The following is a 15,122-nucleotide window of genomic DNA, read 5'->3' as shown; positions in this document are numbered from 1 at the left end:
AACTAAACGTTAAGTTTCTTCCTAAATTTTTATTATGCCGCCGAATTAAACTTAAGCTTTAAATTCAAACGCTAAGTTATTTATATTTTTGATTTTACAGCACGAAAAATACTTTACGTACTCTTCTTTTCTCGGTACAACCATAAGTAGACCACATTTTTTAACATACTTTGTAAACACGAGAGATAAAATGGAAAAGAAAATATTACTAACGGATTGCCCTGATTCTCGTGGGCTAATCGCCAAAATAACGAACATTTGTTACAAACATCAACTGAATATTATTCATAATAATGAATACGTTGATAACGTGACTGGCCAGTTTTTCATGAGAACTGAACTTGAAGGGATCTTTAATGACGAAACATTCTTACTTGATATAGACCAAGCGTTGCCAGAAGGCAGCCAACGAAAATTAGTATTAGAACCAAAAAAGAAAGTCGTTATTCTCGTCACTAAAGAAGCGCACTGTATTGGTGATATTCTAATTAAAGCCTACTCAGGTGCGATGAATATTGAGATTGCAGCAGTCATTGGTAACCATGACACACTAGGTGGATTAATAGAAAAGTTCGATATTCCATTTCATCATGTTTGTCACCAAGGCTTATCGCGTGGTGAACATGAAGACAAGATGCTTAACATTATTCATTCATATGAACCGGAATATATTGTATTAGCAAAATATATGAGAGTACTGACGCCTGAATTTGTCGAGCAATTTCCAAAAAGAATCATCAACATCCACCACAGCTTCTTGCCTGCATTCATTGGAGCAAAACCTTATCAGCAAGCCTATGATCGCGGTGTAAAGATCATAGGCGCAACTGCGCACTTTGTAACCAATAATTTAGACGAAGGTCCGATCATAAAACAAGATGTTATCCCTATTGATCATAACTTCAGCGCTGAAGACATGGCAATGGCTGGTCGTGATGTAGAGAAATCGGTACTAAGTAAAGCATTAACGAAAGTATTAAATGACCATGTTTTTGTCTATGGTAACAAAACCGTGATCCTTTAATTTTACAGAAAAAAGAAACAAAAACGGCGATCATGATGATCGCCGTTTTTATATTCAATTCTGATTATTCTATTGAGCCGAAATAAAATCAATCGCGTATTTATTAAACTCTTTTGGCCTATCAATATTACACACATGCCCGCATTCTGGGATCTGTAACAATTGACTGTATTTATGTACTGCGACCATTTCTTCTACTGGCTTCATAAATAAATAGTCATTTGCTCCCATCACATACAATGTTGGGATCGCTAATTCTTTATCTTTAAAATATCGCATCAATGGGTTCACATCAGCCGCCAATTTAAACCAACGTTTAAACTCTTTCTGGCATAATTTTTTTGCTTCTCTTGTGAAAATATGACGTGATTCTTTCTGACTTTTTTGTGGCATTACGACATAAGAAAACAATTTATACAGCCACATGTAAGGCATGATGTTTTTCGTCATGTCACCCATTTTAATTAAAAACTGAGAACGAAAATTAAAACGAGTAATCGCGCCAGCCAAGACCATAGAGCTTACTCTATCTTGAGCCAATTCAGCTAAGTTGCGAATGATGATCGTACCAAGTGACATTCCAACGAAGTGGGCTGATTTGATATTTAAGTGATCAAGTACATCAATAATATCTTGGCTTACGACTTTAAAAGAGTATTGCTTATTAATGAACTCTTTAATCTGAGAGAAATGGTTTGAACGACCATGCCCACGTAAATCAATAAGTAAGACGTTAAAGTTCTTTCTAAAAGCGGCGATCTGTTTAAACCAGGTTGTTGAACTTCCCCCTGCACCATGAACAAACACAACCCATTTGGCGCTTGATTCATGTTCATAGGTTCTATGAAATAACAAAGAATTAGACATTCACTCTACTTAATTAGAAAAGACATTGATTCAGACTATACCATCCTACATCACCAATGAATACTCACAAAGAAGTAGTCGGACAGAAACCTGACATGCAGTAACAAAATGTGACTAAATCATTGATTGAATAGATGATAGTAAGAGTAATTACTCTACACCATAAAACCCACGTTCATTTCTAAACTAGACATGATTAATATAAATTTGCGATCAAACGCAGTCTCTATTTTTTATATCGTCTGATTTAAGATACTTTTTGTCAAAAAACAAATAGCTTGTTGATATATAAATATTCCGATTCATAATAGATAAATATCTACATTTTATTAACAAGTAAAAGGACCCACTTATGAACAAACTCGTTCTCATTATTCTTTGTGTTTTACTCCCCCCTATTGGTGTTTTTTTCGCAAAAGGTGCAGGGAAAGATTTCTTAATAAATATCGTTCTTACTATTCTCTTCTGGTTCCCAGGCATGATCCATGCACTTTGGATCACAACTCGTTAATTCTAATAAATAAAAAAGCGAAACCCTTAAATGAAAAGGTTTCGCTTTATTCGTTTAGCGTGAATGAACACTAATACAAGATCAACTTAAGCGGCATTTACCTGTAATTTTTTACGTAATGCTTTCGCTGCCTTTACCATGTTTTCTAATGCGGCTTCCGTTTCTTTCCAATTACGTGTTTTCAAGCCACAATCTGGGTTCACCCATAAACGCTCAACTGGCACTTTTGCTGCTGCGGTTTCAATTAAATCAATAATCCACTCTTCACTTGGAATATTTGGTGAGTGAATGTCATAAACACCAGGACCAATTTCGTTTGGATAATTGAAATCTTCAAACGCTTTAAGCAATTCCATATTTGAACGAGAGGTTTCAATAGTAATGACATCTGCATCAAGCGCCGCTACTGATTCTATAATCTCATTAAACTCGCTGTAACACATGTGAGTATGAATTTGAGTTTCTGATTTCGCACTTGCCGCTGAGATCTTAAACGCTTCTACTGCCCACTCTAAATACGCTTTCTGATCGCTCTTTTTAATCGGCAATCCTTCGCGAATCGCTGGCTCATCAATTTGAATAATATTAATGCCTGCTTGCTGCAGATCAGAGACCTCATCACGCAATACCAATGCTAATTGTTGTGCAATTTCTTTACGAGTAATGTCTTCACGTGGGAACGTCCAACCAAGAATAGTTACAGGGCCTGTTAGCATGCCTTTCATTTGTTTGGTTGTTAGAGACTGTGCATATTGAGTCCAATTGACTGTAATTGGAGCTTCACGCTCAATATCTGCCACCACGATAGCCGGCTTAACACAGCGAGAGCCATAGCTTTGAACCCAACCAAATCGTGTTGCTTGGAAGCCATTTAGATTCTCCGCAAAGTATTCAACCATGTCATTACGCTCTGCTTCACCATGCACCAACACATCCAAATCTAAACGCTCTTGACGCTCAACAGCATCGGCAATATGACCTTTCATTGCTGCAACATAATCTTGTTCGTTCAATTTACCTGCACGATACGCACTACGTTGCTGACGAATATCAGTCGTTTGCGGGAATGAACCAATCGTTGTTGTTGGCAGTAATGGTAAACCTAATTTTTCAGCTTGGTGCTGCGCACGAATTGAATACCCTTCTGCTCGCTCTGCTAATGCCGGAGTGATCGCCTCTAAACGTTGCTGTACCGTTGGCTTATTAATGTGCTCTGCCGTCTCACGCTCACGCAGTGGTTGACTGTATTGATGACAGGCTAAGATTGCGTTTTGATTACCATCTAGAGCGTCCCCCAACAAAGTCACTTCTTTTAGCTTTTGTTTTGCAAAGGCAAACCATTGAGTTGTTTCTTGTGATAATTCCGTTTCTTGCTCTAAATCTACAGGGCTATGCAATAACGAACATGAACTTGCAATCCATAATTTGTCACCTAGTTTTGCTTTCACTGGCTGTAATTTTTCATGCAAACGCTCTAAATCTGCACGCCAGACGTTACGACCATTTACTGCACCAACAGACAGCACCCATTCTTTTGGCAATGCATTCACGACTGTTTCTAGTTGTTTAGGATCAGCAGAGATATCAATGTGTAAACCATTTACCGCTAACTCAATGATCTTATCTAAATGATGCTCTACGCCATCAAAATACGTCGTTAATAGTAATTTCACATCACTTTGAATCACTTGGTAAGCAAGTTTGAATGAATCTGCCCATGCTTTTGGTAATTCAAGCGCGAGTATTGGTTCATCAATTTGTACCCACTCCACTCCTAATGCTGAGAGTTTTGAGAAAATAGCCTGATAAGCAGTTAATAAGCGAGGAAGTAACGCTAAACGATCAAACCCTTGCTCCACTTCATCATCATTCACTTCCTTACCCAACCACAAATAACTTAATGGACCAAGAAGTACTGGTTTAACAGTGTGACCTTGCTTTTGTGCTTCTGCAATTTCATCAAACAACTGTGACCAACTGACCGTAAATTTATCGTCTTTAGAAAATTCAGGAACGATATAGTGATAATTGGTATTAAACCACTTCGTCATATCTGATGCCGCTTCACCACAACCACAACTGTTTTGTGATTGACCACGGCCAACTCTAAATAAAGTATCTAAATCAGGAAAGCCTTTATTATGACGAGCAGGTATATGGCCCAAAAGAAGGCTTGTTGTTAATACATGATCGTACCAAGCGAAATCACCCGCAGTAACAAAATCTAACCCTGATGCAGATTGGTCTTTCCAGTGACGTTGACGAAGCTCACCGCCTACTGCCAATAATTCTTTTTGTTCAATCTCGCCACGCCAGTATTTTTCTTGTGCAAATTTCAACTCTCGTTGAGCACCTACTCGTGGGTAACCTAAAATGTGAGTTACTGTTTTTTTATTCAATTCTGTTGTCATTGCACTAATTCCCTTAGACGTTTGGATGGCTAAACAATGACGCGTTTTCTTTTGTCCTACAACGGATAAATATTCACTTTGATTATGAATTTTTTTCAATACGGTTAGATTTACAATCAAAATAATTAACATTATTTAGCCGTCTAGATGTTTACTTTATGGTTTAATCTCTTTACTGTGAAGGTAATTAAACTTACTCAAACGGAACTTGAGGAATAATAATGATTGAATTAAAACACCTAAAAACCTTAGTCACACTGCGTGATACAGGCTCATTAACAGCAACAGCGAATGCGCTTCATCTTACTCAATCAGCCCTCTCTCATCAGTTAAAAGATTTTGAAACCCGTCTTGGTAGTCATGTTTTTTTACGTAAAACTCGTCCAGTAAAATTCACCTCTGAAGGTGAGATCTTATTAAAACTGGCTGATGATGTTTTACCGAAAATGACTCGAGCAGAATATGACATTGCAAGTTTGAAAGAAGATTTACACGGCAGGCTACATATGGCGATTGAATGTCACTCATGTTTTCAGTGGCTAATGCCTGCAATTAAAGAGTATCAAGTGAGTTGGCCAGAAGTTGAATTGGATTTTTCATCTGGTTTTGGTTTTGAGCCTTTACCTGCTTTGGTCAATGGTGATTTAGACCTGGTTATCACATCAGATATTCAACCTCGTGGAGAGGTACATTATGAACCATTATTTGATTTTGAAATGAGATTGGTCATGGCGACTAACCATCCTCTTGCAGGTAAAGAATATATTGAACCAAAAGATTTGCGCGATCAAACCATGCTAACCTATCCCGTACAAAAACAGCGATTAGATATCGTAAAACACTTTCTATCACCCAATAACATTGAACCTGCTAAGTGGAAACAAGCAGAAAATACATTAATGTTGATACAAATGGTGTCGGCTGGTTTAGGTGTGGCAGCACTACCTAATTGGGCAATCAGTGAATTTTCAAGACAAGGGTTAATTGAGAGTAAACCATTAGGGAAAGGGTTGTGGCGAAGATTGTTCGCTGCCGTTAGAGACAGCGAACATGATAAAAAATATTTACAAGCATTTTTCTCTACTGCGAAACAGCAGAGCCAGAGTCATTTAGATGGTATTAAAATGACTTAAATCGAGGTATGTAACTATTTAAATATTGGTTAAAAATTACGTATTCTTAAATTGATTCGTTAATGGGTCATATTGATAACCCAAGCCACTGAGCTTGTCTTGAACTCCTTGTGTATCAAGCTCATACACGCTGGACAATTCTTCTAGGCTGTGACATTCCAATCGCAATTTTTCATTAATGATGCCGAGTAGAATTCCACTTTCTAGTCCGTGAGCATTACTTAAATCCAATCTTCACCCTCCATGTTGCTGTAAGAGACATACTTAGATTAGATCAGTTTTTGAAAGCAATGCGTGCCCTACATCACAAAAAACAACTGAAATTGATAATAACCAGAAATAGCCATAACTACGCTTGCTACGGCTAGCATTTGCCACTTCACCGCTTGTTGTTTGAATAAGTGGAAACTCCACAAACCAATACTGAGTAACATCAGACCAAGTGCAATGCCGAGTTTAACCGCCATCTTATCTAAAAATATTTCATGAATACTTAATGTTTGGCATAACAAAATAACAGCCATAACTATCCCACTCACTACACCACTGATTGGCAATAGTTTATGGAATGCTTGTAAACGAGTTCGTGCCAATGTTAAAAGAAGGTGAGTCAGCAGAGATCCAAATAAAAACGGGGCTGTGATAGCAAAAAACAACTGCGTAAATGAACCTGACCCTAGAGCCAAATTAACAAAACTTGCCGCAGCAAAACCATTTGCCAGCGCCATCACTATTAATGGCCCTTTATCACGAGTCTTACCTGTTTTAACGCTAAAATAAAAACCGGCCATCGCAATAGCAGGAATAAAATTAATGGCAAAGATAGACGCATAAGTCATACCTATCCCAGCAATGACACACCACCCAAGGATTAATACTGGCAGCCATTTATGAATGCGTCCTCGTTGCCCAGGGCAAATATCCCCTTTGTGTAAAATGATGGTTAATAATATTTGAGCACCTAACAGCGCTGGGATAAGAATATATTGTAAGGTTTGAAAAAACATAGCTACGCCACCTAATTAGAATTACGCTAGTATAAACTCAATTTTCACTTCGTCTAGTGGCGGTTAAAAAGCAATCAACACCTCTCAGTGTCTCAAAAAAACATATGACACCTTTCAACCTATTATCCTTTTCCCGCAACAAGAGCAACAGCTGGTTATCATCTTATTAACAGAATTAATTTTTATTTGTTTTAGATCATAATGAGGTTAAGTAACAGATGTGCTACAGGTAAAAATTAGGTAAGTTTCTATTACGAAATGTGTAAGAATATGTATGTAAGTTACACAATTTTTGTATTTTGAAATCTTATAGGGGAAAATTCCATGTTGGAGTTAATGATTGGTTTGGTAATCACCGTTTTGGTTGGTTACTTTATCGTAAAAGGATACAAGGCAGCTGGTGTACTACTAACTGCTGGTTTAGCACTACTTATTATTGCTGGCTTATTAGGTCACACTGTTTTACCTGCAAAAGTTTCTGCAACAGGTAACTTATTAACAGATGCACTAGAATACGTGAAATACATGCTGCAATATCGTGGGGGCGGCTTAGGGATGCAAATCATGCTACTTTGTGGTTTTGCTTCTTACATGACTCACATTGGCGCAAACAATGTGGTTGTTAAACAATTTTCTAAACCACTAGCATTTATTAAATCACCTTACGTTTTACTTGTAGCGGCTTATATCGTAGCTTGTTTAATGTCACTTGCTGTTAGCTCTGCTACTGGCCTAGGTGTGCTGCTAATGGCTACCCTTTTCCCAATGATGACAGCGATGGGCATCTCTCGTCCTGCAGCAGTTGCCGTTTGTGCATCTCCAGCAGCCATCATTCTTTCGCCTACTTCTGGTGACGTTATTGTTGCCGCTGAAAAATCGGGTATGCCTCTACACAGTTTTGCTGTTGAAACGGTATTACCTGTTTCTATCTGTGCAATCATTGTTATGGCTGCTGCCGCTTTCTTCTGGAATAAATATCTAGATAAGAAAGAAAATACGCCAATGGAAAAAGTTGATATTTCAGCAATGGAAGTTAACGCACCTTCTTACTATGCGATTTTACCTTTCTTACCAATCGTCGGCGTTTTTGTCTTTAATGGCGAAACTATCCCCGGCTTATCTTTAGATATCTATACTATCGTTGTTGCTTCAATCTTCATTGGTGCGGTAATTAACTTTATTACTAATAAACTAGACGGCAGAGCAACACTGGAAGATTTAGAATCGTGCTACGAAGGTATGGCTGATGCGTTTAAAGGCGTAGTCATGCTATTGGTTGCTGCTGGTGTATTCGCACAAGGTCTAATGTCTGTTGGTGCAATAGATAACCTTTTACACCTAGCTGATAAAGCGGGGGCTGGTGGTGTTGCCTTAATGCTTCTTCTTACAGGTCTAACAGTAGCCGCAGCGATTGCAACAGGTTCTGGTAATGCGCCTTTCTATGCATTTGTTGAGCTTGCTCCGCAACTTGCTGAAAAAATGGGTTTAAGCCCTGCATTCTTAATCATTCCAATGCTTCAAGCATCTAACCTTGGTCGTACAATTTCTCCAGTATCTGGTGTTATCGTTGCGACATCTGGTATGGCTAAAATCAGTCCATTTGAAGTTGTTAAACGTACGTCTGTTCCTGTTATCTGTGGCCTAATCACAGTAATTGTGGGGACGATGGTATTAGTTCCAATGTATTCCTAATTACTAGTATGCAAACGCCAACGGCATAAACCGTTGGCGTTTTTATTTAAATAGGCAAGTTACTTGCAAAGAATTTACAATCTGCTCACTTAATCTTGTTAATAAAAATATATATTTATCGAATCAATAAATATTAAATAAACAGGCCTAGTTTTATAATGATTAAGCAAACAACCATAATTTTTTTACTCTTCCTTTCTGCCACCTCAATTGCTTATTTATATCGCCTATTTTTATAACCTAAAACAGTCATTATTTATCCTACTCAGAGTAGGGCCTTTCTTTTCTGGTTAATCTTCTCTCAAATCGGTATAATTCGGCCTCCAAATTCTGAGGTGAACTAATGCACAACGTAACTCCAATAAACGAATACCCGAAATTCTGGGCAGAATGCTATGGAACAGCCCCTTTCTTTCCTACTTCTCGTAAAGAAATGGACCAACTTGGTTGGGATAGCTGCGACATTATCATTGTAACTGGGGATGCGTACGTGGATCACCCAAGTTTTGGTATGGCGATCATCGGACGTTTGCTAGAAGCACAAGGCTTCCGCGTTGGTATCATTGCTCAACCAAAATGGGACAACAAAGACGAGTTCATGGCTCTTGGTCAACCAAATTTATTCTTTGGTATCACTGCGGGTAACATGGATTCAATGATCAACCGTTATACCTCAGATAGAAAACTTCGTCATGATGATGCTTATACCCCAAATAATGAGGGTGGTAAGCGTCCTGACCGTGCAGTACTGGTATATTCTCAACGCTGTCGTGAAGCGTTTAAAGATACGCCTATTGTTTTAGGTGGCATTGAAGCAAGTCTACGCCGTTTAGCTCATTACGATTACTGGTCTGATAAAGTTCGTCGCTCAGTATTGTTTGATGCCAAAGGTGATATTCTTCTGTTTGGTAATGCTGAACGTGCTTTAGTTGAGGTGGCTCATCGCCTTGCTAGTGGCGAAGATGTTAAAACAATGACCAATATTCGTGGTACGGCGGTAAATCTACCCGCTGAACCAGAAGGCTTTAAAATCATTGATTCTTCTCGTATTGAGAAACCAGGTAAAGCTGCTTTTGTGCCTATCAATCCATACGCAACAGAAGAACAGTGCGAAACGAATAAAACAGAAGCAAAAGAAGAACAACCGCAAGTTATTACAGTAACGGCTTCTCGTCATGATTCAAAAACAACAGCAATTCGCATTCCACCGTTTGAAAAACTAAATAGCGACCGTATTCTTTATGCTCACGCTAGCCGTATTATGCATTTAGAAACCAACCCTTATTCTGGTCGTGCATTAATTCAACGTCACGGTGATCGTGAGCTATGGGTAAATCAAGCACCAATCCCTCTCACAACAGAAGAGATGGATTTTGTGTTTGACCTGCCTTACGCACGCGTACCACACCCTATGTATGGAAAAGCAAAAATCCCTGCGTATGAAATGATTAAAACATCAGTCAACATTATGCGTGGTTGTTTTGGTGGTTGTTCATTCTGTAGTATTACAGAACACGAAGGTCGTATTATTCAAAACCGTTCTAAAAAATCAATTCTTAATGAATTAGAAGAAATTCGTGACAAAGTTCCTGGTTTTACTGGCACAATCTCAGATCTTGGTGGCCCAACAGCAAACATGTATCGCTTAGGCTGTTCTATTCCTAAAGCGGAAGCAACCTGTCGTCGACCTTCTTGTGTCTTCCCTAAGATCTGTGACAAGTTAAATACCGATCACGTACATACGATTGATTTGTACCGTGAAGCGCGCAAAGTAAAAGGCGTGAAGAAAGTATTAATTGCTTCTGGTGTTCGTTACGATTTAGCAATTGAGTCTCCAGAATACGTACGTGAGTTAGTCACCCACCACGTTGGCGGCTATTTGAAGATTGCACCTGAGCATACCGAAAAAAGCCCATTAGATTTAATGATGAAGCCGGGTATGGGAACGTACGATCGCTTCAAATCTATGTTTGAAAAGTACAGCCAAGAAGCTGGTAAAAAACAATACCTTATCCCTTACTTTATCTCTGCTCATCCGGGCACAGAAGATGAAGATATGCTGAACTTAGCGATGTGGCTGAAGAAGAACAACCTTGAGTGTGATCAGGTTCAGAACTTCTACCCATCTCCAATGTGTAATGCAACCTCAATGTATTACTCAGAAACAAACCCACTGAAACGCGTGAAATATAAAAAGCGTGAAGATGTGACCGTTGCGAAAGGTGATCGCCAACGTCGCTTGCATAAAGGCTTATTGCGTTATCACGATCCTAAAAACTGGAAAATGATCCGTGAAGCACTAACAGATATGGGCAAAAAACACCTTATTGGTGATAAACCACACTGTTTAGTACCTGAGCATGACATTGATGCACAAACACCGGCTGAACGCCGCCAAACCGGTCGTCACGGTGCTAAACGCTTTGCAACTAAGCACACACAAGCACAGTTTGACGGAGATCCACGCACGAGTAATAACCGTGACGGTCAAAATAAAAATAATCGCAACGGAAAGCCTAACTCTCAAGGTCAAAGCCGTAGTGGTAATGGTGGAAAGCCTACCGGAAATACGGGGGCAGATAAACCGGCATCAAGCGGACAGAAGAATGGCGTTCGTAATGGTTATTCGAATAATAAACCAAGTGGCAACGGTACTGGCAAACCAAGCAATAATGGAAAGCCTGGCGCAAATAAACCGGCGGGTAATAAACCAAGCGGTTCAGCACCAAAACGTAATAAACCAAAACATCGTTAATGACTTTTCTTAATTAAAGACGTTTTCTTAAATAGAAAAATTAACAAGCATAAAAAAAGCGAACCGTAAGGTTCGCTTTTTTATTATCTGAACAATAAATAATTTATACCCCATTAATGAGAGACAAATCCCTCATCAACAGAAGCGAATATTATTTCCAGATGTATAAGTTAAACAGTTTTTTACCACGTTTAATTACACTGTATTTACCAAATAATGCGTCTTCTTTTTTCAGAATCACTTCAGCATCAGCGATTTTTTCGCCATTCACTGAAACTGCACCATTACCAATAAATTCACGCGCCATCTTGTTTGATTTTGCTAATTCAGATTGAGTAAGTACTTCTACGATAGTTTGCTCAGAAGCGTCAAGCTCAGTCGTTGGTAGACCATCTTGTGCTAATTGTGCTAAGTCAGTTTCTGTTAGAGAAGCTAAATCACCAGAGAACAATGCGTCAGTAATACGCTCAGAAGACGCTAAGCCCTCTTCACCATGAACTAAGCGAGTCACTTCTTTAGCAAGAATACCTTGGCCAGCAGGACGACCTTGAACACTCTTATCGCTCTCTTCAATTGCAGCAATCTCATCAACAGATAAGAAAGTGAAGAAACGTAGGAAGTCATATACGTCCGCATCCGCAGTGCCCAACCAGAATTGGTAGAATGCGTATGGAGATGTTTTGCTTGGGTCTAACCAAATCGTACCTGATTCAGTTTTACCAAATTTAGTACCATCAGATTTAGTTACTAACGGTAACGTTAGGCCAAATACTTTATTACGATTCATACGACGAGTCAGATCGATACCGCCAGTGATATTGCCCCACTGATCAGAACCACCGATTTGAAGCGTACATTCTTTTGCTTTATTTAGCGCAGCAAAGTCATACGATTGAAGTAGCATGTAGCTGAATTCAGTAAATGAAATACCAGAACCTTCACGGTCGATACGCTGTTTTACTGATTCTTTTTGGATCATCGCATTTACGCTGAAATGTTTACCGATATCACGCATGAATTCGATGACATTGATTTCACCAATCCAATCTAAGTTGTTCACAACTTCTGCGCCATTTTTCTCTTCTGTAAACTCAACAAAAGCAGAAACTTGAGTGCGGATTTTATTAACCCAATCACCAACAACATCAGATGTATTTAATTGACGCTCAGCGGCTTTAAAGCTTGGATCACCAATCAGGCCCGTTGCTCCACCAACAAGCGCTAATGGCTTGTGACCCGCTTGTTGAAAACGCTTAAGTACCAATAGAGGTACAAGGCTACCAATGTGTAGGCTGTCTGCTGTCGGATCGAAACCGCAATAGAGAGTACGACAGTCAGTTGAAAGGTGCTCAGCTAATTCTTCGTCTGCTGTGCACTGTGCAATAAGCCCACGAGCTTTTAAATCCTGCAATAATTCATTTGTTGCTGTCATAGATAACCTACTTGTACTCTAAATTTCGGTATAAAAAAGAAGATTCGATTTTACACATTTACCCGCTAAATAACAGGCTTTGTGAGTAAAAAGGCACTGTGAACTATTATCTATTTCATCTCTTCATTTAATTAAAATTTTTCTTGTTACAATTGCTTTCAATTTCAAAGAGAAAAAGTTCAAAAATTGACCTTAACTTAACGTCAAGAATTGTAATTATGTGATGCTTAACTCAAACCAAAACAATGATAATTTTCACCTCTTGAATCTGCTAAGTGTGCCCATATTTATGTAGTAGGTGTTGCTAAGATACAGTCTACTTAGTTGCTATTTCTTTCTATCTTGCTAAGGAAAAAGAATGAAAAAGTTTGCCCGTGCCGCCGTCTTAATGGTCCTTGTTTTTGGACGACCTCAAGCACAAGCTTCCTCATTAATTGAGTTTATTGAACCTGATTATCAAGAAGCAAACCAATCAGAAATCGATCACCAACATGTCCTTCATAGTCTAAATGGCCTACTTTCAATTCAAAGTTGGAACCACTTCTCACACCAGCCTTATGATGATTTTGACATTTTGAACTCCAAAGCCCACCAGGCTCAAAGAGAATTAGAAAATATCTGCAAAGAGACCGCATTAATTTCAAATGCTCAACCTCAATTTGCGGGTGTAAAAAGCTCAGAACGTGCATTATTGAAAATTGAGCAAGAACTCAATGGTCAAGTAAATAAATTAACAGATATAGCAAGAGCAACCGTTGTTGCCGATTCTATTCCTGATTTAATTACTGCTTACGAATCTATAAATAGAGAAACGACGGTACTTAGCGTTACCAACCGTTTCGCTCAGCCAGCAAAATCAGGCTATCGAGATATTAAATTATTGGTTGAATTACCAAAAACAAAGTTAGTTGCCGAAATACAACTGCACTTGAAAGACATCGCGATGGTTAAAAATGGCGCTGAACATAAACTTTATGAAGAAATTCAAAGTATTGAACGTTTAGCTTTAGTTGATAATCGAGAATCAACTCAGTTTGAAAATGCACGAATGAATAAGCTAAGAAGCTTATCTCAATCTCTATATTCAGATGCATGGGAAAGTTATCTACCCACTAAAGCACAAGCCTAAACAAAAAAGAGCAATCAAAATAATTTGATTGCTCTTTTCATATCTATCATCCTGATTTCATGCCATTAGAACTAAAACTCCGAAAAAAGCCAGTCCTGAAAACACAACGATTGTTGTGATTAACGCAAACTTAAAATCACTATCCATAACGACTCCTTGTTTTATCATTAACAAAAATTTAACAGTAATTTGAAGTGTCTTCAAGTTATCAGGTTAACTAACCTATCAAGTTGGTATTAACATCACAATGTCTACATAATATGTTTACGTGAGTACAAAATAACACCACAAAAATTAGGAGTTCAGATGAAACGGATAGCACTACTCGCCCTAATAGCAACAGCCTCATTCCCAGCTCTTGCTCAATTTCATATAACCCCAGTTATAGGCATTGCCGCTGGTGGTGAAGTTGAAGACCAAAATGGAGATACTTTTAAAATAAAAAACAACAGCGCATTATCTATTGCCCTAGAAACAGATTTTGATGCTGGTCGCATTGGTTTATTTTACAGTACTCAAAGTAGTGAAGTGAAAACATTGGGTAACAAGTCTCGCTTTGATTATTTGCACTTTCAAAGTGCTCTAGATTACCCACTAACGACACGTCTTAGTTCTTTCTTTGGTCTAAGTATTGGTGCAACCTATACCGACGTAGACTGGAGTGATGAAAATATCAATTTTTCAGCAGGTGCTTTTACTGGTCTTCAATATCACTTTACCGATAACTTAGCCTTACAGTTTGAAGCTCGTTGGCTAGGAACCGCTGTTGATAGTGATATAGATAGTTCTTGTGTGTCGAATCCAACGCAAAATCGTTGTGTTATCCGCTATGAAAGTAGTTGGGTAAATCAAGTTCAAGCCAATCTTGGATTACGCTTTAGCTTTTAACTCCCCTTCTTTTATATTCAAATAATTCCAATTGAAGTGTTTATTTTCTCATCAATTGGAATTATTTATAAAAAACACAATCATTTAATTAACCTTATTCCAACAAAGCTATCCACCTAATAAGCCAATCCTATCAATACCTCCCCCCTAGTTAAAACAAAAAAACAGAATAAAACCCTAACAACGCTACATTTAACTACCTTTTTTGTAATATTGCCTTAACAGTTATAAATAGGTAATCTGGCTGTAATGCTTAGCTAATACCTCTAGTTT

General features: G+C 38.4%; 13 protein-coding genes. 7 read left to right on the top strand and 6 right to left on the bottom strand.

The genetic code is table 11. The features are described 5' to 3' along the window. Positions 1–190 precede the first annotated feature (190 nt). Positions 191–1,024: a formyltetrahydrofolate deformylase gene (gene purU, locus A6E03_RS10935; RefSeq protein WP_065593678.1), complete on the top strand. Its 834-nt coding sequence runs from the start codon at positions 191–193 to the stop codon at positions 1,022–1,024. 69 nt (positions 1,025–1,093) lie between these two features. Here the strand turns inward: purU and A6E03_RS10930 are convergent, their stop codons facing one another. Next, positions 1,094–1,891, bottom strand: a complete 798-nt coding sequence (locus A6E03_RS10930; RefSeq protein WP_065600854.1) for an alpha/beta fold hydrolase — start codon at positions 1,889–1,891, stop codon at positions 1,094–1,096. 352 nt (positions 1,892–2,243) lie between these two features. On the opposite strand from A6E03_RS10930, the gene A6E03_RS10925 reads away from it, so the two are divergent. Then, on the top strand, positions 2,244–2,402 hold the full coding sequence (locus A6E03_RS10925; RefSeq protein ID WP_065600853.1) for a YqaE/Pmp3 family membrane protein: 159 nt from the start codon (positions 2,244–2,246) through the stop codon (positions 2,400–2,402). An 86-nt stretch (positions 2,403–2,488) separates the two neighbouring features. Here the strand turns inward: A6E03_RS10925 and metE are convergent, their stop codons facing one another. Next, complete coding sequence (gene metE / locus A6E03_RS10920) at positions 2,489–4,813, bottom strand: 5-methyltetrahydropteroyltriglutamate--homocysteine S-methyltransferase (protein WP_065594238.1); 2,325 nt, start codon at positions 4,811–4,813, stop codon at positions 2,489–2,491. A gap of 221 nt (positions 4,814–5,034) precedes the next feature. Between metE and A6E03_RS10915 the strand changes: the two genes are divergently transcribed. Then, positions 5,035–5,946 carry a LysR substrate-binding domain-containing protein gene (locus A6E03_RS10915; protein WP_065593681.1) on the top strand — a complete coding sequence of 304 codons (912 nt, stop codon included), beginning with the start codon at positions 5,035–5,037 and terminating at the stop codon, positions 5,944–5,946. 36 nt (positions 5,947–5,982) lie between these two features. Here the strand turns inward: A6E03_RS10915 and A6E03_RS10910 are convergent, their stop codons facing one another. Both A6E03_RS10910 and A6E03_RS10905 read right to left on the bottom strand, forming a co-directional pair. Further along, complete coding sequence (locus A6E03_RS10910) at positions 5,983–6,177, bottom strand: DUF4250 domain-containing protein (protein WP_060991439.1); 195 nt, start codon at positions 6,175–6,177, stop codon at positions 5,983–5,985. Between the two features lie 68 nt (positions 6,178–6,245). Next, positions 6,246–6,953: a hypothetical protein gene (locus A6E03_RS10905; protein WP_065593682.1), complete on the bottom strand. Its 708-nt coding sequence runs from the start codon at positions 6,951–6,953 to the stop codon at positions 6,246–6,248. Between the two features lie 324 nt (positions 6,954–7,277). Here A6E03_RS10905 and dcuC point away from each other — a divergent pair, with 324 nt between their 5' ends. Both dcuC and A6E03_RS10895 read left to right on the top strand, forming a co-directional pair. After that, entirely contained in the window at positions 7,278–8,645 is a 1,368-nt protein-coding gene (gene dcuC, locus A6E03_RS10900) for an anaerobic C4-dicarboxylate transporter DcuC (RefSeq protein WP_065593683.1), read from the top strand. A gap of 343 nt (positions 8,646–8,988) precedes the next feature. Then, positions 8,989–11,400: a YgiQ family radical SAM protein gene (locus A6E03_RS10895; protein ID WP_065600852.1), complete on the top strand. Its 2,412-nt coding sequence runs from the start codon at positions 8,989–8,991 to the stop codon at positions 11,398–11,400. 151 nt (positions 11,401–11,551) lie between these two features. On the opposite strand, the gene tyrS is transcribed toward A6E03_RS10895, so the two are convergent. Further along, positions 11,552–12,832, bottom strand: a complete 1,281-nt coding sequence (gene tyrS, locus A6E03_RS10890) for a tyrosine--tRNA ligase (RefSeq protein ID WP_065593685.1) — start codon at positions 12,830–12,832, stop codon at positions 11,552–11,554. Positions 12,833–13,190: 358 nt separating this feature from the next. Here tyrS and A6E03_RS10885 point away from each other — a divergent pair, with 358 nt between their 5' ends. After that, positions 13,191–13,961, top strand: a complete 771-nt coding sequence (locus A6E03_RS10885) for a phosphoribosylglycinamide formyltransferase (protein WP_065593686.1) — start codon at positions 13,191–13,193, stop codon at positions 13,959–13,961. A gap of 57 nt (positions 13,962–14,018) precedes the next feature. Here the strand turns inward: A6E03_RS10885 and A6E03_RS20080 are convergent, their stop codons facing one another. Then, a complete protein-coding gene (locus A6E03_RS20080) occupies positions 14,019–14,108 on the bottom strand; it encodes a YnhF family membrane protein (protein WP_141677001.1) in 90 nt (29 codons plus the stop codon). Positions 14,109–14,267: 159 nt separating this feature from the next. On the opposite strand from A6E03_RS20080, the gene A6E03_RS10880 reads away from it, so the two are divergent. Then, complete coding sequence (locus A6E03_RS10880; RefSeq protein WP_065593687.1) at positions 14,268–14,849, top strand: outer membrane beta-barrel protein; 582 nt, start codon at positions 14,268–14,270, stop codon at positions 14,847–14,849. The last annotated feature ends 273 nt before the right edge of the window (positions 14,850–15,122 follow it).

Source organism: Aliivibrio sp. 1S128, assembly GCF_001691065.1.
In the GTDB taxonomy this organism is placed as follows: Bacteria; Pseudomonadota; Gammaproteobacteria; order Enterobacterales; family Vibrionaceae; genus Aliivibrio.
Note: the sequence above shows the minus strand (reverse complement) of the source record. Positions and strands in the feature narration are given on the sequence as shown.